This is a genomic window from Virgisporangium aurantiacum (assembly GCF_016863635.1).
Classification (GTDB): Bacteria; Actinomycetota; Actinomycetes; order Mycobacteriales; family Micromonosporaceae; genus Virgisporangium; species Virgisporangium aurantiacum.
In genome coordinates, this window is the sequence record NZ_BOPG01000032.1 from 115,553 (window position 1) to 139,097 (window position 23,545).

17 protein-coding genes are annotated in these 23,545 nt (G+C 70.8%); 10 read left to right on the forward strand and 7 right to left on the reverse strand.

Annotated elements, in window-relative coordinates; translation table 11 throughout:
• Nucleotides 1–29 precede the first annotated feature (29 nt).
• Nucleotides 30–1,982, forward strand: coding sequence for an Hsp70 family protein (locus tag Vau01_RS25420; protein ID WP_203997045.1), 1,953 nt, complete (start codon nt 30–32; stop codon nt 1,980–1,982).
• 6 nt (nt 1,983–1,988) lie between these two features.
• On the opposite strand, the gene Vau01_RS25425 is transcribed toward Vau01_RS25420, so the two are convergent.
• Nucleotides 1,989–2,909 (reverse strand): NADP-dependent oxidoreductase, encoded by a 921-nt coding sequence (locus Vau01_RS25425; RefSeq protein WP_203997047.1) that lies wholly within the window; start codon nt 2,907–2,909, stop codon nt 1,989–1,991.
• Between the two features lie 94 nt (nt 2,910–3,003).
• Here Vau01_RS25425 and Vau01_RS25430 point away from each other — a divergent pair, with 94 nt between their 5' ends.
• Nucleotides 3,004–3,660 carry a TetR/AcrR family transcriptional regulator gene (locus tag Vau01_RS25430; RefSeq protein WP_203997049.1) on the forward strand — a complete coding sequence of 219 codons (657 nt, stop codon included), beginning with the start codon at nt 3,004–3,006 and terminating at the stop codon, nt 3,658–3,660.
• 6 nt (nt 3,661–3,666) lie between these two features.
• Here Vau01_RS25430 and Vau01_RS25435 read toward each other — a convergent pair whose 3' ends face one another.
• Nucleotides 3,667–4,665, reverse strand: coding sequence for an aldo/keto reductase (locus tag Vau01_RS25435; RefSeq protein WP_203997051.1), 999 nt, complete (start codon nt 4,663–4,665; stop codon nt 3,667–3,669).
• 202 nt (nt 4,666–4,867) lie between these two features.
• On the opposite strand from Vau01_RS25435, the gene Vau01_RS25440 reads away from it, so the two are divergent.
• From Vau01_RS25440 to Vau01_RS25450, 3 genes are all read left to right on the forward strand, one after another.
• A complete protein-coding gene (locus Vau01_RS25440) occupies nt 4,868–6,076 on the forward strand; it encodes a DUF6745 domain-containing protein (RefSeq protein ID WP_203997053.1) in 1,209 nt (402 codons plus the stop codon).
• Nucleotides 6,077–6,094: 18 nt separating this feature from the next.
• Entirely contained in the window at nt 6,095–6,628 is a 534-nt protein-coding gene (locus Vau01_RS25445) for a DUF8820 family protein (RefSeq protein WP_203997054.1), read from the forward strand.
• Nucleotides 6,629–6,806: 178 nt separating this feature from the next.
• Nucleotides 6,807–7,571, forward strand: coding sequence for an SDR family NAD(P)-dependent oxidoreductase (locus Vau01_RS25450; RefSeq protein ID WP_203997062.1), 765 nt, complete (start codon nt 6,807–6,809; stop codon nt 7,569–7,571).
• 42 nt (nt 7,572–7,613) lie between these two features.
• Here Vau01_RS25450 and Vau01_RS25455 read toward each other — a convergent pair whose 3' ends face one another.
• The gene (locus Vau01_RS25455) at nt 7,614–10,742 is read right to left on the reverse strand and encodes a GH92 family glycosyl hydrolase (protein WP_239151838.1); all 3,129 of its coding nucleotides are present in this window, start codon (nt 10,740–10,742) and stop codon (nt 7,614–7,616) included.
• A 216-nt stretch (nt 10,743–10,958) separates the two neighbouring features.
• Here Vau01_RS25455 and Vau01_RS25460 point away from each other — a divergent pair, with 216 nt between their 5' ends.
• Nucleotides 10,959–11,933: a LacI family DNA-binding transcriptional regulator gene (locus Vau01_RS25460; protein WP_203997191.1), complete on the forward strand. Its 975-nt coding sequence runs from the start codon at nt 10,959–10,961 to the stop codon at nt 11,931–11,933.
• On the opposite strand, the gene Vau01_RS25465 is transcribed toward Vau01_RS25460, so the two are convergent.
• The 3 genes from Vau01_RS25465 to Vau01_RS25475 form a co-directional block, all read right to left on the reverse strand.
• Nucleotides 11,923–13,140, reverse strand: coding sequence for a cytochrome P450 (locus Vau01_RS25465; protein WP_203997070.1), 1,218 nt, complete (start codon nt 13,138–13,140; stop codon nt 11,923–11,925). The two genes, Vau01_RS25460 and Vau01_RS25465, sit on opposite strands and share 11 nt — an antisense overlap.
• A 301-nt stretch (nt 13,141–13,441) precedes the next feature.
• The gene (locus Vau01_RS25470) at nt 13,442–14,644 is read right to left on the reverse strand and encodes a PucR family transcriptional regulator (RefSeq protein WP_203997072.1); all 1,203 of its coding nucleotides are present in this window, start codon (nt 14,642–14,644) and stop codon (nt 13,442–13,444) included.
• The gene (locus Vau01_RS25475) at nt 14,644–16,104 is read right to left on the reverse strand and encodes a glycosyltransferase family 39 protein (protein ID WP_203997074.1); all 1,461 of its coding nucleotides are present in this window, start codon (nt 16,102–16,104) and stop codon (nt 14,644–14,646) included. The genes Vau01_RS25470 and Vau01_RS25475 overlap by 1 nt, the downstream gene beginning before the upstream one ends.
• A gap of 183 nt (nt 16,105–16,287) precedes the next feature.
• Between Vau01_RS25475 and chvE the strand changes: the two genes are divergently transcribed.
• Genes chvE through mmsB form a run of 3 tightly spaced genes read left to right on the forward strand, consistent with a single transcriptional unit; the run spans nt 16,288 to nt 20,219 of the window.
• Nucleotides 16,288–17,412 (forward strand): multiple monosaccharide ABC transporter substrate-binding protein, encoded by a 1,125-nt coding sequence (chvE, locus tag Vau01_RS25480; protein ID WP_203997076.1) that lies wholly within the window; start codon nt 16,288–16,290, stop codon nt 17,410–17,412.
• Between the two features lie 5 nt (nt 17,413–17,417).
• Nucleotides 17,418–18,965, forward strand: a complete 1,548-nt coding sequence (gene mmsA / locus Vau01_RS25485; protein WP_203997084.1) for a multiple monosaccharide ABC transporter ATP-binding protein — start codon at nt 17,418–17,420, stop codon at nt 18,963–18,965.
• Between the two features lie 3 nt (nt 18,966–18,968).
• Complete coding sequence (gene mmsB, locus Vau01_RS25490; protein ID WP_203997086.1) at nt 18,969–20,219, forward strand: multiple monosaccharide ABC transporter permease; 1,251 nt, start codon at nt 18,969–18,971, stop codon at nt 20,217–20,219.
• Nucleotides 20,220–20,270: 51 nt separating this feature from the next.
• Here mmsB and Vau01_RS25495 read toward each other — a convergent pair whose 3' ends face one another.
• Nucleotides 20,271–21,245, reverse strand: a complete 975-nt coding sequence (locus tag Vau01_RS25495) for an FG-GAP repeat domain-containing protein (protein WP_203997087.1) — start codon at nt 21,243–21,245, stop codon at nt 20,271–20,273.
• A 142-nt stretch (nt 21,246–21,387) separates the two neighbouring features.
• Between Vau01_RS25495 and Vau01_RS25500 the strand changes: the two genes are divergently transcribed.
• Nucleotides 21,388–23,472, forward strand: coding sequence for an FAD-binding protein (locus tag Vau01_RS25500; RefSeq protein WP_203997092.1), 2,085 nt, complete (start codon nt 21,388–21,390; stop codon nt 23,470–23,472).
• Nucleotides 23,473–23,545: the final 73 nt, after the last annotated feature.

Genomic DNA, 23,545 nt, shown 5'->3' on the forward strand with positions numbered 1-23,545 from the left:
TCCATACGACACGCCTGGGAGTGGAGCCGTTGTCCGCGGTACTGGACGCCTGCCGGTTGGCCGTGGACTTCGGCACCTCGAACACCGTTGCCCTGCTGTCCCTGCCGGGCCGCAACCCGACCCTGCTGCTGTTCGACGGGAACCCGTTGCTGCCGTCGGCCGTGTGCGCCACCAACCCGGGCGAACTGTTGGTCGGAGCGGACGCGGTCAACGCCGCACCGATGTATCCGCAGGGATACGAACCGCACCCGAAACGCCACATCGACGACCGCGTACTGCTGCTGGATCGCGTCGAGGTCGACATCGCACGGGTCATCGGCACGGTGCTCGGCCGGGTGGTCGAGGAGGCCGCACGGGTCGCGGGCGGGCGGCCGGGGGAGGTGGTGCTCACCCATCCGGCGTCGTGGGGCCAGCGCCGCAAGGAGGTTCTGCTGGCCGCCGCGGCGCACGCCGCCATCATCGGCGTCCGGTTGATGCCCGAACCCGTGGCCGCGGGCCGCTACTTCGTCGACGTCCTCCACCAGCGCCTGCCGGCCGGCGGGTACCTGCTGGTGTACGACCTCGGCGCGGGAACGTTCGACACCTCGGTGCTGCGGCGGACCGGGGACGTGTTCGAGGTCGCGGCCTCGCACGGGTTGGCGGACGCGGGCGGGCTCGACATCGACGCCGCGGTGATGACGCACATCCTCGCCACGACGCTCGCCGACGACCAGCCCGTCCGCGACCGGCTGACCGAACCGCGCACCGCGACGGACCGCCGCCACAGCCTGCAGTTGTGGGCCGGCGTCCGCACGGCCAAGGAGTCGCTGTCGCGGACGGCGTCCGCTCTGGTCCACGTGCCACTCGTCGACCGGGACGTGCCGCTGGGCCGCGAACAGCTCGACCTGCTCGCGCGACCGGTGCTCGACCGGACGATCGAAGCCACCCGCGCCGTCCTGACCGACGCGCGGGTGCCACCCGCGGGCCTCGCCGCCATCGTCCTCACCGGCGGCGCGAGCCGCATGCCGCTGGTCGCCACGCTGCTGCACCAGGCGTTCGGCATCGCTCCCACCGTGATCGAGCAGCCGCAACTCGTGGTCGTCGAGGGCAGCCTCGGCGGCGCCGGTACACCGGTCCGCGCCGACGGACGGCCGGTGGAGACCGGCCCGCCGGCCCACGTTCTGGCCGAGGCCCTTCCTCGGCCCCGGCGCTGGCGCACCCGGCGCACCCTGATCGCCGCGGTCGCGATCCTGCTGGCCCTCCTGACCGGCGCCCTCGTCACCCTCGACGACCGTGACGGCTGGTCGCCGTTCGGTCCCGCGGACGGCGGGGGCCGCACCGGTGACCGTGCCGGCGAGGCGGCCGGCCTGACCAACGGGGAGGCACGGGGCGACGGGCGCAGGACGTCACCGATCCCCGGTGCGCCGGTGGGATCGGGCGGCGCCGGCGAAAGCCAGCCCGGTGTCGGCGTCTCCTCACCCGGCGCGCTGCCCGGCGCGCCACCGGGCGCCACCGCGACGACGGGACCGACGACGGCGCCGGCCGCCCAACCCCCACCGTCTCCGTCGGCCGCGTCCCGGACCACGTCGTCCGGATCCGGCTACGCCTGCGAACAGATGGGGCTGCGCGTCTCGCGCGTGTCCGGCGCGGCGGTGACGAGCTGGCCCGACGTCCGGCTCCGCGGATGCGTCAGAGCCGGCGGCGCCCAGTACTCCGCATTCGGCGAGGCGACCATCGAGGTCCGCACGTCCGGCACGTCGGCGTCGTTCAGCTACCGGGTGGAACTCGACGAATGCAACGGCAACCAGGCCGACAGCAAGGTGGTCAGCACGGGAAGCACCTCCGCCATGTCCACCACGTCGACGACGTCGACGAACACCTGGTGGTACGCGGCATCGGCCAAAGTCGTCGTCCGACCGACCACCGTCGACTTCCAGGCCGGCGGCACCCGGTGGCTGGCCACCGTCGACACCGTCACCAGCCCGTGCATCCAACTCGTCTGACCACTGTCAGTCGACGGTGACGGCGATCTTGCCCCGCGTGCCGGCGGTGAAGGCGTCGAACGCGGCGGGTACCTCGTCGAGCGGGTAGGTGTGTGCGACCGGGACGGTGAGCTTCCCGCCGGCCACGTCGGCGGCGAGCCGGTCGAGCGTCTCTCCGGTGGGGTTGGCCATGATGAAGACGGCCGCCGGGTGCTGGTCGGGACCGTAGCCGAGCGTGCTGGCCAGCCGGCCCTTCTCGGTCAGGGCCGCGGCGAGGACGGCACCGTCGCCGGCGAAGTGCAGGACCACGTCGACGCCGTCCGGGCTGACCGCGCGGAGCTGGGAATCCAGGTCGCCGGTGTAGTCGACCACCTCGTGGGCGCCCAGGTCACGGACGAAGTCGGCCTCCTCGCCGGGGCGGGCGGTGGCGACCACCCGCGCGCCGGCCGCGGCGGCGTACTGCACCGCGATCGCGCCCACTCCGCCGGTGGCGCCGCTGACCAGTACGGTCTCGCCGGCCTGCGGTGCGGTGGCGGCGAGCGCGTCGGCCGCGGCGGTGCCGGCCAGGCCGAGCGCACCGGCGGCGGTCGCCGCGACGCCGTCGGGAAGCCTGGCGATGCCGATCTCCTCGGGCACGGTGACGTACTGGCCGAACCCGCCGTCGCCGAGGAACGGCTTGGTGACCACGCCGAAGACCGGGTCGCCGACGGCGAACCGGGTGACGCCCGCGCCGACCGCCTCGACGGTTCCGGCGAAGTCCTTGCCCAGCACCACCGGGTAGCGGTGCTCCATCATCCCGGCGAGATAGCCGGCGGCGACCGACACGTCGAACCCGTTGATCGACGACGCCCGCACCTTGACCAGCACCTCACCGGTGCCCGGCTGCGGCGTCGGCACCTCGGAAACCTCGGGCTTCGCACCCTGCTCAGCGGTCACAACAGCCTTCATGTCAGCTCCTCGGAGAGAAGTGGAGGACACCCTCCACTAAGTTCACCGAGCGTAGCATGGAAGTGGAGGATGGCTTCCAGTTAGAGTGACGAACATGACGAACGAGGGCGCCGGTCTGCGCGTCGACGCCGAGCGCAACCGGCAGCGCATCATCGCCACTGCCCGCGAGATCTTCGCCGAGCGCGGCATCGACGTGCCGATGGAGGACATCGCCCGCCGGGCGGGCGTCGGCGTCGGGACCCTCTACCGGCGCTACCCGACCCGCGCCGACCTGGTCACCGCCGCGTTCGAAGCCAAGATGACCGCCTACGCCGAGGTCGCCCGCGACGCGCTCGCCGACCCCGACCCGTGGAGCGGCTTCTGCGGCTACGTCGAACGCATCTGCGCGATGCAGGCCGGCGACCGCGGCTTCACCACCGTTCTGACGATGTCGTTCCCCATGGCGAAGCGGTTCGAGGCCGACCGCGACCGCGCGTTCGCCGACTTCAGCGCTCTCGTCGACCGGGCGAAGGCCGCAGGCGGGTTGCGGGCCGACTTCGTCACCGAGGACCTGCCGTTGTTCCTTCTGGCCAACGCCGGCGTCCTGGCCGCGACCGCCGACGCCGCCCCCGACGCCTGGCGTCGCCTCGTCGGCTATCTCCTGCAGGCGTGCGCCGCTGACGCGGCGCGGCCACTGCCCGACCCGCCGGCACCCCGGCAGATGTACCGCGCCATGCTCCGCGCCACGAAGTCCCAGCGCGCCACGAAGTAGACGACGTCAGAGATTGGTCATCTTCTCGGCCTCCTCGGCGTAGCGTCCGCCCCGGATCTCGATCGTCGCCGTCGCCCGTTCGATCTCGGCCAGTTCGGCGGCCGTCAGTTCCAGCTCGGCCGCGCCCAGGTTCTCCTCGAGGCGGTGCGGCTTGCGGGTGCCGGGGATCGGCACGATCCATGGCTTCCGGGCGAGCAGCCAGGCGAGGGCGACCTGGCCCGGGGTGGCGCCCCTGCGCCCGGCGATGGCGGCGAGCAGGTCGACGACCGCCCGGTTGTGTTCCAACGCTTCCGGGGTGAACCGGGGGATGGTGCTGCGGATGTCGTTGTGCGGGTCGAAGGTGGTCGACGCGGTGACAGTGCCGGTGAGGAAACCCTTGCCGAGCGGGCTGTAGGGCACGAAGCCGATGCCCAGTTCCTCGCACGCGGCGAGGACCTCCTGCTCGGGGCGCCGCCACCACAGCGAGTACTCGCTCTGCACCGCCGTGACGGGCTGGACGGCGTGCGCCCGGCGGATGGTGGCGGCGGCCGCCTCCGACATGCCGAAGTGCTTGACCTTGCCGGCGCCGATGAGGTCCCTGACCGCGCCGGCGACGTCTTCGATCGGGACCTGCGGGTCGACGCGGTGCTGGTAGTACAGGTCGATGGTGTCGACGCCCAGCCGTTGCAACGAGCCGTCGACGATGTGCCTGATCACCTCGGGGCGGCTGGTGACCCGTCCACGTGGCTTGCGTTCGACCGGGTCGATGTCCCACCCGAACTTGGTGGCGATGACCACCCGGTCGCGGTACGGGGCGAGCGCCTCGCCGACGAGTTCCTCGTTGGCGTAGGGGCCGTAGATCTCAGCGGTGTCGAAGAACGTGACACCACGGTCGACTGCGGCACGGATCAGCGAGATCATCTCCCGCCGGTCGGGCCGGTCGCTGTAGCCGCCGGTCATGGACATGCAGCCGAGCCCGATCGCGGACACTCGAAGACCGTCGGTTCCGAGGGTGCGGGTCTGCATGGTGGGCTCCTGTCGTGGTCGCGGGCACGGTGGAACGCTACGTCTCCCGTCGCGGGCGAGGGAGGCTCTGTCATTACCTGCCACGGCAGGGCCACCCACGCCACCCACGCCCGGCTGTGACTCACCGTCCTTTGTGGACGGTCGAAAACGCGTGGACCGGATCATGCGCCGAGCCCATCATGAGTGGGGGAGGTGACACGGCATGGCCGTTCGCATCAGGATGCTCGAGTCCGCGCAGCGCGAGGCGATGGCGCCGCACGCCGAGCGGTGGGCCGTCCACGCTCTCGACACCACCGGTGTCGACTGGGTGGATTGGGAGGACGGCGTCCGCGCCGCCTATGCGTTCAGCGACGTGCGGTGGCCGGGCCGTGTATTGCGAACCGCCTCGCCGTTGGCGCTGGCGCGCGCACTCTTCCTCGCGCGGGTCAACGAGCAGCCGGGCGATGAGAACCGGGCGCTCGCGGGCCTGCTGCGCCAGATGCAGTTCGCGGTCGACGGGGCGATCGAGCGGCGGTTCGGCCAGCCGGCGCGTACCGCCGTGCACCGCGGGGTGTTCCAGCCGGTCGACATCGTTGCCGCGGCCGACGCGGTGGAGAGCGCCGTGGCGGAGACGCTCGCGTCGGCACGGCTTTTCGACGACCCGATCGGCACCCGCGACTCGGCGGTGGCGACGGCGCGGTCGCTGACCGGGCGGCGGGTCCACTCCCTGAGCCGGGTCGTTCCGGCCGAGTGGCAGACGTGGCGGCTGCACCTCGGCGGGCGGGGCGAGGCGGCGTGGGGCGCGTACGCGTCGTTCTTCGGCGAGATCGCCGGCGACGGCATGGCGGGCAGCGGTTGGCGCCGGCGGGCCGAGATGGTCGCGAAGGCCCAGTCGGCCGGCTGGTGGTATCCGTCGTTGGACTTCGTGCTCGTCGCCGAGCCTCCGGTGATGGTGCGCACCGAGCGGGCCGCGGGCATGCCGCCGCGGCTGCATTGCGCCACCGGCCCGGCGATCGGCTGGCGCGACGGGTGGCGGCTCTACTTCTGGCACGGTACGCGCGTGCCGGGTTGGGTCATCGAGGAGCCACTCGTCGAGCGGGTGCACGCCGAGGCGAACATCGAGGTGCGGCGGTGCGCCATCGAGGCGATCGGCTGGCACGAGTACATCGCCCAGGCGGGTCTGAGCCTCGTCGACACCGCCGACGACCCCGGCAATCCGGGGTTCGACCTCCAGCTGTACGACCTGCCGGAACGGGTCTGGGGCACGCCCGCCCGGGTGCTGCTGGCGACCAACGGCAGCGCCGAGCGGGACGGGAACCGTCGCCGCTACGGCCTTCCGGTGCCGTCCGACGTGTCCACCGCGGTGCACGCCGCCGCGTGGACGTACGGGCTCACCGGAGATCAGTACCTGACCATGAACCGTCGAACCTAGGAGAAACTAGGAGAAACCATGAAGACGCTGGGAGACCTGACCGGTTCCACCGGTCGCGACGTCGACCTGCACCTCCTGCTCGACCTTGTCATTCCGGTGCACGAAGGCATCCAGGCGCAGGGCGACGTGATCGTCGTCCCGCTCGCCGAGGTCGCCGGCGATGTCAAGGTCCAGGGCTCCGCCCAGTGGCGGGAGGTTCCGGCCGACGGCATCGAACTGCTGCGCGGGGGAACCGGCGGCAACGCGCACACGCTCGTCGCCGACCCGGGCACCTGCGTGTGGACGGCCGACGTGTTCGACCCGACCGGCCTCAGCCTCGGTGTGTTCGAGGCGATGGCCACCGCGTACCTGCTCCACCGTGAGCACGGCGGCACGGGTGTCGCGCCGGGTGCGTACGTCGTGCGCCGCCAGCGCGAGCACGGGCCGGCGGTACCGGCACGCAACCTCGCGTCGGTGGCCCGCACCGCGGCGGTGCCGCGGGCACTGCTGGAGCAGCGGGCCGCCGCTGCCGAGGCCCAGGCCGCGTCCACCGTTCGTTTCGTCGCCGACTGAGATCGCCGCTGAGGTCCACGCGGCGGCGCGTCGCTGACGTCCACGTGGCGGCGCGTCATTGAGAACGACGCGGCGGCGCGCCGGATCCACCGGCGCGTCGCCGCCGGTCGGCCGGCCCGGTCGTAGTCTGCTGACGGCTGGATCACCCGACCTCACCAGCCGGAAAGGTTGGCGACCCATGACATCTCCCTTCCGCCTGGACGGCAGGACCGCCCTCGTCACCGGCGGGAACCAGGGGCTCGGCAAGGCGTTCGCGCTCGGCCTGGCCCAGGCGGGCGCGCGGGTCGCCATCGCCGGCCGGCGCGAGGAGGCGAACCTGGCGGCCGCCGCGCACGCCAGGGAGGCGGGCTTCGACCTCGTCACCATCACCGCCGACATCACCGACGACGCCCAGGTCGCCGCGATGACGGAGCAGGCGGTCAGCGCCTTCGATGGCCGTATCGACATCCTGGTCAACAACGCGGGGACGTGCTACCACGCGCCGGCCTTCGAGGTCACCGACGAACAATGGGCGAGCGTCTTCGACCTCAACGTCCGTGCGCTGTGGAAGACCTGCCTCGCCGTCGGAGCCAACATGCGCGAGCGCGGCGGCGGCTCGATCGTCAACATCGGGAGCATGTCGGGCGTCATCGTCAACCGTCCGCAGTGGCAGCCGGCGTACAACGCGTCGAAGGCCGCGGTCCACCACCTGACCAGATCGTTGGCGGTGGAGTGGGCACCCTACGGGATCCGGGTCAACGCGGTCGCGCCCGGCTACGTCAAGACCGACATGGCGCCGGTCGACCGCCCGGAGTTCCAGCGTCACTGGGTCGAGGACTGCCCGCAGCAACGCTTCGCGCTGCCCGAGGAGATCGCCCCGAGCGTCGTGTTCCTCGCCAGCGACGCCGCCTCGTTCGTCACCGGCTCGGTCCTCGTCGCCGACGGTGGCTACACGGCCGTCTGAAACGGGGCACCCGGTTCCCTGGGAACCGGGTGCCCTCGTCGCTCAGGTCCCGTAGACCTCCAACTCGTAGACGCGCGCGGCCTGATCGGTGTTCTGCGTCGGCGTGACGATGTTCAGCCGCACGTAGCGGCCGCTCGCCGACACGGGATGGTCGCTGCTGTTCGCGGTGTTGCCCCGGGCCTGCACCACGGTCGTCCACGTTGTTCCGTCGGCGGACACCTGAAGGTCGAAGTCCCGGGTGTTCCAGGCGGTGGATTCGCCGCCCGCGCCGGCGTGGCGCACGGTGAACGACTGGATGGCGTGGCTCGCGCCGAGGTCGACCCGCAGGAACTTGGTGGTTCCGAGCGAACACCACTTGTCGCTGTTGCCCGCCGAGGTGCTGCCGTTGACCGCCTTCTCCGGTCCTTCGGTGGTCGAGCATTGCGAGTCGGCGGTCGCCGGCCGGCCCAGCGCGAGGTTGGTCGGGCCGGAGCCGGCCGAGCCGTAGACCTCGAACTCGTCGATCCGGGCGGCGCCGTTGCCGTCGTTGGCGGGAGTGGTGACGGCGAGCCGGACGTACCGCGCGGTGACGGCGGTGATCGGGTGGTAGGTGCGGCTGGACCGGTTGCCGGACACGGTCACCCGGCTCGTCCACGTGGTCGCGTCGGTGCTCGTCTCGATGCCGAACCCACCGGTGTTCCAGGCCGTCGTCTCGCCGCCCAGCCCGGCATGCTTGACGACGAAGGACCGCACGGTCTGGTTCGATCCCAGGTCGACCTGGAGGTACTTGGTTCCCGCCGCGGTCGAGCACCACTTCGACGTGGAGCCGAGCTTGCCGTCGAACGCCTTGTCCGGCCCCTCCGCCGTCGCGCACGACGCCGAGCCACTGGCCGGTTTGCCGGCCGCGAGGTTGGTGCCGAGATCCGGTGCCGTGGGCGGCGGGGTGGCGCCGTCGTTGAACGAGGGCGGCACGTTCGCCGGGTCCGTCCCCCACGACGTGGGAGAGCCGGTCATCGTGTAGGACAGCGTGGCGCCGCCGGCGATGTCGCCGTAGCGCAGCCAGGTGCGCTGGGTCGCGGTGCCGTTGACGGACAGGCTCTGCACGTACTGGTTGCCCTGTCCGGCATTCGTGCCGTTGATCTGGATGTCGCCGCTCGGCCGGTCGACGAACACCGACGGGAACAGCGGGCCGTGCAGCGCGATGGTGTCCGCGCCGGGGGTCGGTGGGTACATGCCCATCGCGGACCACACGAACCAGGCCGACGTCGCGCCGAGGTCGTCGTTGCCGGGCAGGCCACCGGGACCGGTGGTGAACGACTCGTTCATCACCCGGCGGACCGTGTTGCTGGTGCCGGCGGGCGCCGCGGCGAAGTGGTAGGCCCAGGGCACGCCGTGCTCGGGCTCGTTGCCGATGTAGAAGTAGGGCTGTGACTGGCCGCCGTTGGTCTGGGTGAAGTGGTGGTCGAGTCGTTGGACGGCGGTCTGGCGGCCGCCCATCAGGTTGATCAGGCCGGCGAAGTTGTAGGGGACCATCCAGGTGTACTGGGACGCGTTGCCCTCCACGAAGTTCGACTGGCTGGCCGGGTTCAGCGGCCACGGCCAGGTGCCGTCCGCGTTGCGCGGGTGGACGTAGTTCGACTCCGTGTTGAAGACGTTGCGCCACCACTGGGCGCGGGCCATGTACGTGTTGTATTTCGCGGTGTCGCCGAGGGACCGGGCGAACTGCGCGACCGCGAAGTCACTGGCGGAGTACTCGAGGGAGTCGGACGGGTCGTTCTCGATGTAGTGGTGCTGGGTGTAGGTGGCCTGCCGGCCCCGGATCGGGCTGCCCTGTGCGGTGCCGCCGTTGGAGCTCTTGTCCATGAGCGCGAGCGCGGCCGCCGTGTCGAAGTCGCGCACGCCGAACTGGTACAGGCTGTCGACGATGATCGGCCCCGGATCACCGGTCATCACGAAGATCTCGCTGGTGTTGTGCGACCACTTCGGCAGCAGGCCGCCCTGCTGGCCGTCGAGCACCATCGACTTGGCGATGTCGGCGGCCTCCACCGGTGCGATGAACGCGATCAGCGCCGACCACGAGCGGTAGATGTCCCAGCCGGAGTAGTTCTGGTAGACGGGATGGCTCGCCGTGCGGACGACGTTGTCGAAGCCGCGGTACTGGCCGTTGACGTCGTTCGACAGGTTGGGGTTGATGAAGACCCGGTAGAGCGCGGTGTAGAACTTCTGCAGGTCCGCCGCGGATCCGCCGGTGGCCTGCACCCGGTTGAGATAGGTGTTCCATTCGGCGTCGGCGTTGCCGCGCACGGTGTCGAACGCGAAGCCGGACTGCTCGCCGGCGAGGTTGGCCTGCGCGCCTGCCTGGCTGACGAACGAGATCGCGACCTTCACCTGCACGACGCGGTTGGTGGAGGTGTCGAACGTGAGGTAGCCACCGGAGTTGGTGCCGCTGGTACTCGTGGAGCCCGCGGTGACGGTGCCGCCGAGCCAGGTGCCCACGGCGCTCGGGGCCCGGTCGAACTCCATCCGGTAGAAGATCTGGTACGTCTTGCTCGATCCGCAGAAGCCACCGCCGGTCACGCTGCCGGTCACCGTCGACCCGCTGATCGCGATCGACCCGCTGCGGTTTCCGGTGGCGCTGCGGCTGGTGTTGACCAGGACCCGGGCGGTCGTCGACGACGGGTAGGTCAGCCGCATGGCGGCGGTGCGTTTGGTCGCCGTCGCCTCGACCTTCGTGTTGCCGTAGTTGCTGAGCACGGACTGGTAGAAGCCGGGCCGCGCCTGCTCCTGGGTCTTGTCCTGGGTGGCCCGGTAGGACGTCCACGACGTTCCCGGCGACGCGCCGATGGCCCCGGTGATCGGCAGGATGCCGAGGTCCTCGTTGTTGGCGCAGCCCGCCCCGTTGAAGTGGGTGAGGCTGAACTCCTCGATCTGGGTGTCGCCGAAGCGGTAGCCCGACGGTGACGCGGTGGGGGTGTCGGGGCTCAGTTGCACCATGCCGAAGGGCTGTATCGGACCGGGAACCGTGCTGCCGCCGGCGCCACCGCCGACCGGATTGGGCGCGTTGCTGTCGTCGGTGCCGATGAACGGGTTGACGTACTGGGTGAGCGCGAGCGCGGCGGCGTTGGCCGTCGCCGTGGTGAACACGACGGCGAGCGACGCGCAGAGGGCGGTGAGGGCGACGAGGGTGATCACGCGGACACGGGGTGGTCGGAGCATTGGGGAGGTCCTCTCCGAGCGGGCGGGCGGGGCGAGGTGTTCCGAGACAACGTTGTATCGACGCTGGGCTATACCAGCCTCAAGGTTCTGAGAGAGCGCTGTCAATGACTGACATTTCCGGCCGCGTCGACTAACGTGAGCAATTTGGTCGGGAAAACGTTGTCCGGAGGCGGCCTGCCCCGCCGGCCCACGATGGTGGACGTGGCCCGCCGCGCCGGGGTCAGCGTCAAGACCGTCTCCCGGGTCGTGAACGGCGCGCCCAACGTGGCGCCGGATCTCGCCGACCGGGTGCTCGCCGCGGTCGCCGACCTGGGTTTCCGGCGCAACGGCCTCGCGAGCACGCTGCGCTCCGGGCAGGCTACCGCGACCATCGGCCTGATCATCGAGGAAATCGCCAACCCGTTCTACGCGACGATCGCCGCCGCCGTGGCGGAGGTGGCCCGCGAGCACGACACGGTGCTCGTCATGGCCTCCTCGGAGGAGGATCCGGACCGCGAGAAGCACCTCCTGCTCGACCTGTGCTCCCGCCGGGTCGACGGGCTGCTCGTCGTGCCGGCCGGGTTCGACCACTCGTTTCTCCGTGCCGAGGTGCAGATGGGTCTTCCCGTGGTGTTCCTCGACCGCCCGGCCGGTGGCCTGCTCGCCGACACCGTGCTGCTCGACAACCGGGGCGGTGCCCGGGCGGGCGTGGAGCGGCTCGTCGAACGCGGCCACCGGCGGATCGCCGTGCTGCTGGACTCCATGTCCGTCTACACGATGCGGGAGCGGGTCGCGGGCGCGCAGGAGGCGTGCGCCGCCGCCGGGATCGGCTACGACGACGTGCTGATCCGTGACGGCGTGCGCGATCCGCAGGCCGCCGCCCGCACGGTCGCGGAACTGCTCGACCGGCCCGACCCGCCGACCGCCCTCTTCGGCACCAACAACCGCATCACCGTCGGGATCCTGGGCGAGCTGTGGCGACGCGGCGGAGCGGAGGAGCTGCTCGGCTTCGACGACTTCGAGTTGTCGCACCTGATGCCGCGTCCGCTGACGGTCGTGTCCTATGACGCCCACGCGTTCGGCCGCAGCGCGGCGGAGCTGCTCTTCCGGCGCATCACCGGAAACCGCTCCTGGCCGTCCACCACCGTGCTCCCGACCCGCGTGATCGACCGGGGCGTCAGAACGTGACCCGCAACGATCCCAGCCGGTGACCGAACGGTGGGGACGGCAGCCGGTCGGGGGTGTCGTAGGCGGGCCGCAGGTCGGGGCAGCGGTCGAGCAGGATCCGCAGGCACTCGTCGGTCTCCATCCGGGCCAGCGCCGCGCCCAGGCAGTAGTAGGAGCCCATGCCGAAGCTGAGGTACCGGTTGGGCCGGCGGGTGATGTCGAAGGTGTCCGGGTCGGGGAAGGCGTCCGGGTCGCGGTTCGCGGCCCTCAGCGCGAGATAGACGTGCTGACCGGCCGGGACGGCGTGCCCGGCCAGCTCGACGGGCTCGGTGGTGATGCGGCCGATCACGCCGGCCGGACCGTCGCAGCGCAGCATCTCGTCCACCGCCAGCGGCATCAGCTCCGGTTCGGACCGCAGCCGGGCCAGCTGGTGCGGGTGCGCGAAGAGCAGGACGAGGCCGTTGGCGATCAGGTTCGCGGTGGTCTCGTGGCCGGCGAACAGCAGCAGCACACAGTTGGCGACGGCCTCGTCCTCGGTCAGGGTGCCCTCGGCCTCGGCGGCCACGAACATGCTCAGCACGTCCTCGCGGGGGACGCGGCGCCGATCGGCCGCGAGGATCCGCAGGTAGTCGTGCATTTCGAGCATGCTGCGCTGGGCCTGGCGGATCCCGTCGATGCTGCCGTTGCCGAAGATCGGCAGGATGTCGCGCGACCATGCCTGCAACTGTTCGCGATCGCTGGTCGGCATCCCGAGGATCTCGGCGATCACGTTCGCCGGTAGCGGGTAGGCGAGGTCGCGTACCACGTCCATCTCGCCGTTCGCGGCGACCGCGTCGAGCAGCTCGTGGGTGAACTCGCGGACGCGTGGCCGCAGCCGGTCGACCGTCGCCGCGCTGAAGTACCGCTTGAGCAGCCGTTGGAAGCGTGCGTGGTCGGCCGGAACGGTGTGTCCCATCCACATCTCGATGGCCTGGCTGACCGGGCGCAGCTCGTCCTGCTCCGCGGGCGTGAGCCGCCGCAGGACCCGCGCCATGTTCGCGGTGTCCAGGCGCTTGTCCCGCAGCGCGGCCATGACGTCCGTGTACCGGGTGAGCAGGTAGGCGTCGAGCTGCGGCAGCCGGGCCAGCGGGCTCTCGGCACGCACCCGCGCCAGGAACGCGGTCTGGTCGGTCATCGCCTCCGGCGTGAAAAGGTCGTATTCCCGCACGGTCGCTACAGGGGCATTCATGGATGAAATTGTGCGGGACGCCAGTGATCGATCTCTATGTCCGAATCGGCGGTGGACAGCAACCCCCGCGGGGTGCCACGCAGGGGGTGGAAGGCGCCGGACCCGCCATCGGGCGCACCGGGGGCACGGGGGGATGTGCCCGTCGGTGCGTCGCCGGCGCGATCGAGACGTCCGCAGGTCCGGCGCCTCGTCGATGCTGCCACGCACGGCCGCGGACCTGACACGTACACGGTTCACAACAATGAGCGCGTGCGCTTGCCGACCGTCGGCAACGACGGTCGGCAAGCAACGGACGGGTCCGTCAGCCGGCCGTAGGCAGGGGCCTGGCGGGCCATTCGAGTGCCCTGGCCCCCAGCACCGCGGCCTGGAGCGTGAACCGGTGCCCCGGATCGGCCGGGTCGTAGCCGATCAGCGTCCGGATCCGCTCCAGCCGGTAGGTGACCGTGCGCACGGACACGTGCAACCGCTTCGCCGTCTCGGTCGCGACGGCTCCGGTGCTGAAGTAGACCTCCATGGTGTCCAGCAACGGCTGGGCGCCGCCGCGGGCCAGGATCAGCGGGCTCAGGACGGCGACGACCAGGTCGACGATGGCGGGTTGGTCCCGCAGCAGCACCCGGAACACGAGCAGGTCGTGCGCCTTGACCACCGGGTCGGTCATGTGCAGCCGGCCGGCCATGATCAACGCGTCGCGGGCCTCCTCGTAGGAGCGGGCGATCCCGTACACGCCCGGGTGCGGCCGTCCGACCGCGACCCGCCAGGGCCGGCCGTTCCGGAGGCGGGTGAGTTCACCGTGCATCAGGCGCCCGAGATCGTCGTCCGCGTCGCGGGCCGGTGTCCGCCCGCCGGCCGCGGCCGGCGCGAGCACGACGAGCAACCCGTCCTTGGTGGCGACCAGGACGTCCCGGTCACCGAGCCGGTCGAAGATGACCGCCTCCAGCGCGTTGATGGCGGCACCGGTGTCGGGCAGCCGCTGGGCGGGCGCGGCCAGCGCCACTTGGTGCACGCGGGCCAGTTCGAGCCCGAACGGCTCGGAGCGCGCGACCAGGGCGCCGAGGTCGGAGTCGCCGCGCAGCAGGTCGTCGATCAGCTCCCGGCGGAGCGTCTCCTCGCGCCGCACGAGTTCCCGCCGCGCGACCGCGTAGCCCTCCGCGAGCGTGGCGACCGCCTCGTCGATGACGTGCAGCACCGCCGCCGCTGCCGCGCGCACCGCCGCCTCGTCGCGGGGGCCTACGACCGCGGGAAGGTCCCGCCACAGCCGCCGCGCCGCCGACAGGTAGAACTGCACGACCCGTCCGGCCGAGATGCCCTGTTCGGCGGCCCGGCGGCCGAGCCGACCCACGGCGTCGAGTTCGGCGCGCCGGGGCCGGCGTCCGCTGACGGCGGCGTCGGCCAGGAGGGACAGGTAGTCGCCGAGCAGTTCCACCGGGACGTCGCCGGCGTCGCGGGCGGCAGCGGTGGCGACGTCGACCAGCCACTGCTCCGGCGGAGGCGGCATCGAGGTCATCAGCTGAGGTGTTCGAACGCCGGCCAGGCCGCGGCCCACGGCGTGCGACGGTCGCGGCAGACGGAAACGGTGGCTCCCTGCTCCTCGTTGTCGACGTCGACGCCGTTGTCGAGTTCCGCCTCGACGGTGCAGGAGCCGAACGTGCCGGTGCGCATCGGGTCGCCGGCGGTGACCACGATGGCCACGGTGGCCGTCTCGGGCGGGGGCCCGTACGCGTAGAGCGCGTTGTGTCCACTGTAGACATCGGGGAGGTCGTAGGCGGGGCCGTAGCGGTCGATCGCGCCGGCCTCGCCGTAGTTGGCGGTGATGATGACGGTCCGGTCGCGGTCGTCGGCGGGCAGCGCCGCGTAGACCCCGGCGATCTGACGCACGTAGCGGCGCCAGCCGATCTGGTCCCCGACGGTCTGGTTGGACGCGGCGACCGGGCTGTCGCCGACCGCGTCGACGGGGATCAGCGGCAACGCGAACACGGCCGAGACGATCGTGTTCACCGCGAGCAGCGCGGCCACCGCGACGAAGCGTCCCCGACGATCGGCCATCCACCGCGCCACCGGCGCCGCCCCGATCGCGTACACCACCAGCAACACGCCCAGCGTGTAGTAGAACTGTCCGGAGCCGGCCACCGTGAGGGCGAGCACCACCGGGTACGCCACCACGAAGGCCCGGATCCGGCGCTCGCGCCACGCCTCGACGAAGCCGGCCACGATGACCGGCACGGCGAACATGCCGAGCAGCACGAACTGCAGCGGAACGACGAGCGGCCGCACCTCGTCGCCGCGGTCGTCGGCCAGCGCGGCGGCCATCCGCGCCTGCGGGAAGTCGTTGACCACCTGGTACAGCAGGTTGGGCAGGCCGACCAGCAGAGCGATGCCGACGCCGGCCCACAGCGCGCGGGAGAGCAGTTCCCGGCGCGGTCCGACGAGCAGCAACCCGACGCCGAGCCCGATGAGCATCAGCAGCACGAGGTGCTTGTTGTAGAAGCCCAGCCCGGCCACCAGGCCGGCCCACAGCCACCACCGGCCCTCCTCGCGCAGCAGCGCCCGCAGGGCGAACAGCCCGACCAGGGTCCAGGCCAACAGGTCGGGGCCGGTGGTGGCGCCGAGGTGCCCGGACAGCAGCGGACCCATGCCGCCCGCACCGGCCGCCGCGACGACCTGCGCGGCCGTCCCGCCGCCGACCTCCCGGGCGACGAGCGCGGCGACGACCGCGACGACGGCGATGATCAGGACGAACGGCAGCCGCAGCGCCCACACCGAGTCGCCGAGCAGCGCGGTGGAGGCCCGGATCAGCAGCGGCGTGAACGGCGGCTGGTCGACGTAGCCCCAGTCGGGGCGCAGCATGCGGAAGTACAGTTCGTCGCGGTGGTAGTCGTAGCCGCCCGAGGTCGCCAGCAGCAGCGCGACGACGCCCGCCGTGACCGCGGCGACCGGTCCCCGGGCGAGCGGTGATCGGTTCCGCACCCGTGCAGCCTAGGCGCGTCCGGCCGGTCCCGGTGACCCCGCCGGACGCCGGGTGACGCGCGGGTTAATCACGTTACGGGACCGTAACGAGCCACCGTTGACACCGAATGTTGTTAGCGATAACAATCGTCCCCAGTCATGACTGTCCAAGATCACCGATCCTGCGCCACTACAGGAGTGCGGATGAAATTCACCCGGATAGCGACCGCAGCCGCGGCCGTCGCGCTGACCGTCGCGCTCGCGGCGTGCGGCGACAGTACGAAGGACGCGGACAAGCAGGGCGGCGGTGACAATGCCGGCGCGCTGATCGGGGTCACCATGCCCACCAAGTCGTCCGAGCGCTGGATCGCCGACGGCAACAACCTCAAGTCGGCGCTGGAGAAGCTCGGCTACAAGGTCGACCTCCAGTACGCCGAGAACGACATTCCCACCCAGGTCAACCAGCTCGAGAACCAGATCACCAAGGGCGCGAAGCTGTTGATCATCGCGTCGATCGACGGCACCGCGATCACCTCGCAGCTGGAGAACGCGAAGGCGAACAAGATCCCGGTCATCGCCTATGACCGGCTCATCCGTAATAGCCCGAATGTCGACTACTACGCCACCTTCGACAACTTCAAGGTCGGCGTGCAGCAGGCCACCTCGCTCCTCGTCGGGCTGAAGCTCAAGAACGAGGACGGCACCGACGGCACCGCCAAGGGCCCGTTCAACATCGAACTGTTCGCCGGTTCGCCCGACGACAACAACGCGACGTTCTTCTTCAACGGCGCGATGTCGGTGCTCAAGCCGTACATCGACAAGGGCACGCTCGTCGTCAAGAGCGGACAGACCGACTTCAAGACCGTCGCGATCCTGCGGTGGGACCCGGCCACCGCGCAGAAGCGCATGGAGGACCTGCTCACCAAGACCTATCAGGGCGGGGTGACGGTGCAGGGCGTGCTCTCGCCGTACGACGGCCTCTCGATCGGCATCCTGTCGGCGCTGAAGAGCAGCGGCTACGGCACCGCCGGCCAGGCCTACCCGATCGTGACCGGCCAGGACGCCGAGCTGGCCTCGGTGAAGTCGATCATCGCGGGTGAGCAGTTCGCGACGATCTACAAGGACACCCGTCAGCTCGCCGCGAAGTCGGCGGAGATGGCCAACGCGGTGCTCAAGGGCGAAAAGCCGTCCGTGAACAACGACAAGGACTACGACAACGGCAAGAAGGTCGTACCGTCGTACCTGCTCGAACCGGTCATCGTCTACAAGAGCAACTACAAGCAGGCACTCGTCGACACCGGTTACTACAAGCAGGAACAACTCGGATAACGATCGTGAACGATCACATCCTGGAGATGCGCGGCATCACGAAGACATTTCCGGGCGTCAATGCGCTGACGCGCGTGGATCTCACCGTCAACCGCGGTGAGATCCACGCGATCTGCGGCGAGAACGGCGCCGGGAAGTCGACGTTGATGAAGGTGCTGTCCGGCGTGTACCCGCACGGCTCGTACGACGGGGAGATCTCCTTCGACGGCGAGCCGTGCCGGTTCGCGGACATCCGCGACAGCGAGCACCGCGGCATCGTGATCATCCATCAGGAGCTCGCGCTGTGTCCGCAGCTGTCCATCGCCGAGAACATCTTCCTCGGCAACGAGCAGTCCAAGCGCGGCTTCATCGACTGGAACCACACCAACCACCAGGCCGGTGTGCTGCTGCGGCGGGTCGGGCTGCGGGAGAACCCCACCACGCCGATCTACGACATCGGCGTCGGTAAGCAGCAGCTCGTCGAGATCGCCAAGGCGCTGTCGAAGCGGGTGCGGCTGCTGATCCTCGACGAGCCCACCGCGGCCCTCAACGACGAGGACTCGGCACACCTGCTCGACCTGATCCGCGGCCTCCGCGAAGACGGCATCACGTGCGTGATCATCTCGCACAAGCTCAACGAGGTGCTGGCGATCGCCGACCGGATCAGCATCCTCCGCGACGGGCGCATGATCGAGACGCTGGACTCCGCCTCGGGCCCCGTCACCGAGGAGCGGATCATCTCCGGCATGGTCGGCCGCGACCTCGACCACCGCTTCCCGTCGCACGAGTCGCACATCGGCGAGGAGGCGCTGCGGATCGAGGACTGGACCGTGTACAGCCCCGCCCAGCGCGACCGCCGGGTGGTCTCGGGCGCCAACCTGACCCTGCGCCGCGGCGAGATCGTCGGGCTCGCCGGGCTGATGGGCGCCGGCCGCACCGAGCTCGCGATGAGCGTGTTCGGCCGTTCGTACGGCACCAACATCTCGGGAAAGATCTTCCGGGACGGGCGTGAGGTGCACATCCGTTCGGTCCGCGACGCCATCCGGCACGGGATCGCCTATGCGACCGAGGACCGCAAGCGCTACGGGCTCAACCTCATCGAGGACATCAAGCGCAACGTGTCGGCGGCCGGCCTCAGCCGTCTCGCCAGACACGGCTGGGTCAACGACAACGAGGAGTTCCGGGTCGCGACGGCGTTCCGGGAGAGCATGAACATCAAGGCACCCGACGTCCTCGCGGTCACCGGAAAGTTGAGCGGAGGCAACCAGCAGAAGGTCGTCCTCTCCAAATGGATCTTCACCGACCCGGACGTCCTGATCCTCGACGAGCCGACCCGGGGCATCGACGTCGGCGCCAAGTACGAGATCTACACGATCATCAACCGGCTCGCCGACGAGGGGAAGGCCGTGCTGGTCATCTCCTCGGAGCTGCCGGAACTGCTCGGGCTGTGCGATCGCATCTACGCCCTGTCGGCCGGGCGGATCACCGGTGAGCTGGCGCGCGGCGACGCGACACAGGAACGGCTGATGCAGTTCATGACCCAGTTCGACTACAACCCTCAGAGGGTGGGATAAGGCATGGCCGCACCGACCAACGCCGACGTCACCGTCAGCGCCGACGGCGTCAACCTGGGCAAGGCCGGCGGGCCGTCGACCCGGTTCTCGCTGAACCTGCGCCAGAGCGGCATCTTCGTGGCGTTCGCGCTGATCATCGTGCTGTTCACGGTGCTCACCGACGGTGCGTTGCTGCAGCCGCAGAACATCTCGAACATCGTGGTGCAGAACTCGTACATCCTGATCCTCGCGATCGGGATGATCCTGATCATCATCGCCGGGCACATCGACCTGTCGGTCGGCTCGGTGGTCGCGGTCACGGGTTCGGTCGCCGCGGTGCTGATGGTCCGCAACGACGTGCCGTGGCCGCTGGCGGTGCTGATCACCCTCGTCGTCGGTGGCCTCATCGGCGCCTGGCAGGGCTACTGGATCGCGTACTTCGGCATTCCGGCGTTCATCGTGACGCTCGCCGGCATGCTGCTGTTCCGGGCGCTGACCCTCACCGTGCTCGGCAACCAGGGCATCGGTCCGTTCCCGGACGAGGTCCGCACGCTGTCGAACGGGTTCACCGAGGCCTATCTCGGCAACATCGGGCTCGGCCCGCTCGGCGGCGCCGATCTCTTCAGCCTGATCGTCGGCGTGGTCGCGGTGGCCGGCATCGGGCTGACCCAGTGGCGGACCCGGGCCGCCCGGCTCGGCTACGACCAGCCCGTCGACCCGATGCCGTTGTTCCTGGCGAAGATCGGCGTCGCGGCGTTGGTGGTGCTGTTCATCGTGGTGCAGCTGGCCCGGTTCCGGAACCTGCCCTGGGTGCTGGTCCTGCTCGCCGCGCTCACCATCGGGTACTCGCTGCTGACCAGCCGCACGGTGTTCGGCCGCCAGATCTACGCGGTCGGCGGCAACCTGCAGGCGGCGACGCTGTCCGGCGTCAAGGTCAAGTCGGTGGTCTTCTGGATCTTCGTGAACATGGGTGTGCTGGCGGCACTGGCCGGCATCATCTTCGCCGGCCGGCTCAACCAGGCCGGTCCCACGGCCGGCAACGCCTTCGAACTCGACGCGATCGCGGCGGCGTTCATCGGCGGCGCGGCCGTGCAGGGCGGCGTCGGCCGGGTGGTCGGCGCGCTGACCGGCGGCCTGATCATGGGTGTGATCAACAACGGCATGTCGCTGCTGGGCGCCCCGTCCGAGCGGGTGATGCTGGTCAAGGGCCTGGTGCTGCTGGCCGCGGTGGCGTTCGACGTGTGGACCAAGCGGCGGGCCGGCGTCTCCCGGTAGGCAGGGGCGTGCGGCGACCGTCGGATCCCCGACGGTCGCCGCCCCTTCCTTTCAGCCGTACCGTTCGCTGACGCCGACGATGCGGAACGGCGGTCCGACGAGGGCCGGCTGCCCGTTCTCGCCGACGACGGTGGCCTGGCGGATCACCCGCTCCCCGCGCATGAACCAGATCCGCGTCTCGCCCGTCTGGTCGTGGTGCCAGACGATGTCGGCGTAGCCGTCGGAATTCATGTCACCGACGCCGACGATGCGGAACGGCGGCCCGACGAAGGCCGGCTGGCCGTTCTCGCCGAGGACGGTCGCCTGCCGGTAGATCCGGTCGATGTTCATGATCCAGATCCGCGTCTCGCCGGTCTGGTCGTGGTGCCACACGATGTCACCCGGGCCGTCACCGTTCACGTCGCTGATCCCGACGATCCGGAACGGCGGCCCGACGAGCGCGGGCAGGCCGTTCTCGCCGAGGACGGTGGCCTGCGAGAGGATCTTCTCCCGGCCCATGAACCAGATCCGCGTCTCGCCGGTCTGGTCGTTGTACCAGATGATGTCGTCGTAGCTGAAGTAGTCCATCTCGCTGATGCCGACGATCCGGAACGGCGGCCCGACGAGCGCCGGTGCGCCGTTCTGGTCGACCACCGTGGCCTGGCGGACGATCCGGTTCTCCTTCATGAACCAGATCCGGGTCTCTCCCGTCTGGTCGTGGTGCCAGACGATGTCCGGATGGCCGTCCTCGTCCTTGTCGCTGATGCCGACGATCCGGAACGGCGGCCCGACCAGGGCCGGCACGCCGTTGGCGTCGACCACGGTCGACCGGCGGACCAGCCGGTGTTCGTTCATGAACCAGATCTGGGTCTCGCCGGTCTGGTCGTTGTACCAGACGAGGTCGGCGAAGCCGGCGACGCGCGCGGTCACGCCCGCGGCGACGACCGGACCGGCCCGCGCGGTCGGCGCGACGGCGACCGCGCCGACCAGTCCGACAGCCATGAGAATCGCGGTGCCGATCCGCCGTTGGCGCAGCATTCCGCTCATGTGCGTTCCCCTCTCGTGATTGCCCGATGGAAGGCGCGGCCATCGTCGGGCGGGGTCGCGCGCGGCGGATAGTGCCCGTTGTGAACCGGGCCGGTTCACAATCTGTACTTGCGGCCGCATCGCCGACGGTCAGACTGCGTTCATGCGCAACTACGGCCAGTTCTGCCCGATCGCGCGCGGCTCCGGGATCCTCGCGGAGCGATGGACGCCGATCATCATGCGCAACGTGCTGCTCGGCTGCCGCTCGTTCACCGAGATCGCGGCCGGGGCGCCGGGCCTGTCGCGGGCGCTGCTCACCAGGCGGCTGCACGAGTTGGCGCGCTCGGGACTGCTCGCTGTCACGCCCAAACCGGGCGGGCGGGGCTCCCGGTACGAGCCGACCCGGGCCGGCCGGGACCTGTGGCCGGTGCTGCAGGCGATGGGTGCCTGGGCGGAGCAGTGGATGGAGGTCACCGCCGAGGAGGCGGATCCCGATGTGGTGCTGTGGTCGTGGTGCCAGGTGTACCTGCGGCGCGACCAGCTGCCGGAACGGCGCGTGGTGGTCCGGTTCGACCTGCCCGAGGACGGCCGGATGCGGAAGCTCTGGCTGCTGATCGAGCGGCGGGACGGCGAGATCTGCACGTTCGACCCGGGGTTCGGCGAGGACCTCGTGGTCCGGGTGCGTGACGTGCTGGCGTTCGCCCGCTGGCACCTCGGGCTGCTCGACTGGGCCGCGGCGCTGCGGGGCGGCGCGATCGAGGTCGACGGGTCCCGCGCCGTGAGCCGGGCGCTACCGACCTGGAACGACGCGCCCCGCGTCAACGTCCGCCGCCGCGCCGAGAACCAGCGCACGCCGGGCACCCGGCCGCCGCCGTTCCCGACCGCTCCCGGTGATGCGGACGACCTCCTCGTCACGCCCGACGACGCGGGCTACGACGCGGCCCGCGCGGTGTGGAACGGCGCGATCGACCACCGGCCGCGGGTCATCGTCCGGTGCCGGTCGGTCGACGACGTGGTGGCGGCGGTGCGGTCGGGCCGCGACCGGGGCCTGCCGGTCAGCGTGCGCGGCGGCGGCCACGGCGTGGCCGGCACGGCGGTGTGTGACGGCGGGCTGGTCGTCGACCTGGGACCGATGAGAACGGTCCAGGTCGATCCGGTGCGGCGGACCGCCACCGCGCAGGCGGGCGTGCGGTGGGCGCAACTGGACGCCAGCACGCAGTCGGTCGGGCTCGCCACCACCGGCGGCATCGTCTCCCACACCGGAATCTCCGGGTTGACGCTCGGCGGCGGCATGGGGTGGCTGATGCGCCGCCACGGCCTGGCCGTCGACAACCTGCTCGCCGCCGAGGTGGTCACCGCCGACGGCGACCTCGTCGTCGCGAGCGGGCACGAGCATCCGGACCTGTTCTGGGGACTGCGCGGTGGCGGGGCCGGGCTCGGCGTGGTCACCGCGTTCACCTACCGGCTGCATCCGGTGGGTCCGGACGTGCTGGCCGGGCCCGTCCTGTGGGCGCTCGACGACGCGCCGGAGGTGCTGCGCGCCTACCGCGAACTGACCGCCGCCGCGCCCGACGAGGTGGCCACGATCGTCACCCTGCGCCGGGTGCCCGATCTGCCGTTCCTGCCGAGGGAACTGCACGGCCGGCCGGTCTGCCAGATCGGCATGCTGGCACTCGGCGAGCCGGAGACGGCACAGGACCTGCTCGCGCCGCTGCGTGGCATCGGCCGGCCGCTGCTCGACCTGGTCCGGCTCCGGCCGTACGTGGACCTGCAGTCGATGGCCGACGCGACCGTGCCGGCCGGCTGGCACTACTACTGGAAGTCCACGGGACTCCGCGAGCTCTCCGACGCCGCGATCGACACGATGGTCGACCAGGCCCGGCGGGCCGACTCGACCCGCAGCTACGCGATCCTGTTCCAGCTCGGCGGCGCGGTCGCCCGGCCGGAGCCGGGTGCGACCGCGTACTCGCGGCGCGACGTGCCGTTCGAGCTGAACGTCAACGGGGTCTGGCTGCCGCACGAACCGGTCGGCCCGCACGAGACCGAGTGGGCCCGGGAGTTCGTCGCCGCGCTCACCCCGCACGGCGCCGGCGTCTACCTCAACTTCCTCGACCGCGACGACTACCGCGACGGCCGGGCCCGGTCGGCGTTCGAGGCCACCGCCTACCGGCGGCTCACCGAGCTCAGGCGTCGATACGACCCGGACGGCCTGTTCGCCGATCCCGCGACGTCCGCGCGGACGGGTTGACCAACGGGATTCAGGGTCATCTATTCTGGTCGATGCAACGGGGGATCTTCGAACGGGGACGATGATGCGCGGG

Excerpts from the sequence above, each read along its gene's own strand:
- chvE (WP_203997076.1), top strand. The coding sequence starts at position 16,288 with ATGAAATTCACCCGGATAGCGACCGCAGCCGCGGCCGTCGCGCTGACC.
- Vau01_RS25430 (WP_203997049.1), top strand. The coding sequence starts at position 3,004 with ATGACGAACGAGGGCGCCGGTCTGCGCGTCGACGCCGAGCGCAACCGG.
- Vau01_RS25425 (WP_203997047.1), bottom strand. The coding sequence starts at position 2,909 with ATGAAGGCTGTTGTGACCGCTGAGCAGGGTGCGAAGCCCGAGGTTTCC.
- Vau01_RS25470 (WP_203997072.1), bottom strand. The coding sequence starts at position 14,644 with ATGACCTCGATGCCGCCTCCGCCGGAGCAGTGGCTGGTCGACGTCGCC.
- Vau01_RS25445 (WP_203997054.1), top strand. The coding sequence starts at position 6,095 with ATGAAGACGCTGGGAGACCTGACCGGTTCCACCGGTCGCGACGTCGAC.
- Vau01_RS25500 (WP_203997092.1), top strand. The coding sequence starts at position 21,388 with ATGCGCAACTACGGCCAGTTCTGCCCGATCGCGCGCGGCTCCGGGATC.
- Vau01_RS25435 (WP_203997051.1), bottom strand. The coding sequence starts at position 4,665 with ATGCAGACCCGCACCCTCGGAACCGACGGTCTTCGAGTGTCCGCGATC.
- Vau01_RS25440 (WP_203997053.1), top strand. The coding sequence starts at position 4,868 with ATGGCCGTTCGCATCAGGATGCTCGAGTCCGCGCAGCGCGAGGCGATG.
- mmsB (WP_203997086.1), top strand. The coding sequence starts at position 18,969 with ATGGCCGCACCGACCAACGCCGACGTCACCGTCAGCGCCGACGGCGTC.
- Vau01_RS25465 (WP_203997070.1), bottom strand. The coding sequence starts at position 13,140 with ATGAATGCCCCTGTAGCGACCGTGCGGGAATACGACCTTTTCACGCCG.
- Vau01_RS25460 (WP_203997191.1), top strand. The coding sequence starts at position 10,959 with ATGGTGGACGTGGCCCGCCGCGCCGGGGTCAGCGTCAAGACCGTCTCC.
- Vau01_RS25495 (WP_203997087.1), bottom strand. The coding sequence starts at position 21,245 with ATGAGCGGAATGCTGCGCCAACGGCGGATCGGCACCGCGATTCTCATG.
- Vau01_RS25450 (WP_203997062.1), top strand. The coding sequence starts at position 6,807 with ATGACATCTCCCTTCCGCCTGGACGGCAGGACCGCCCTCGTCACCGGC.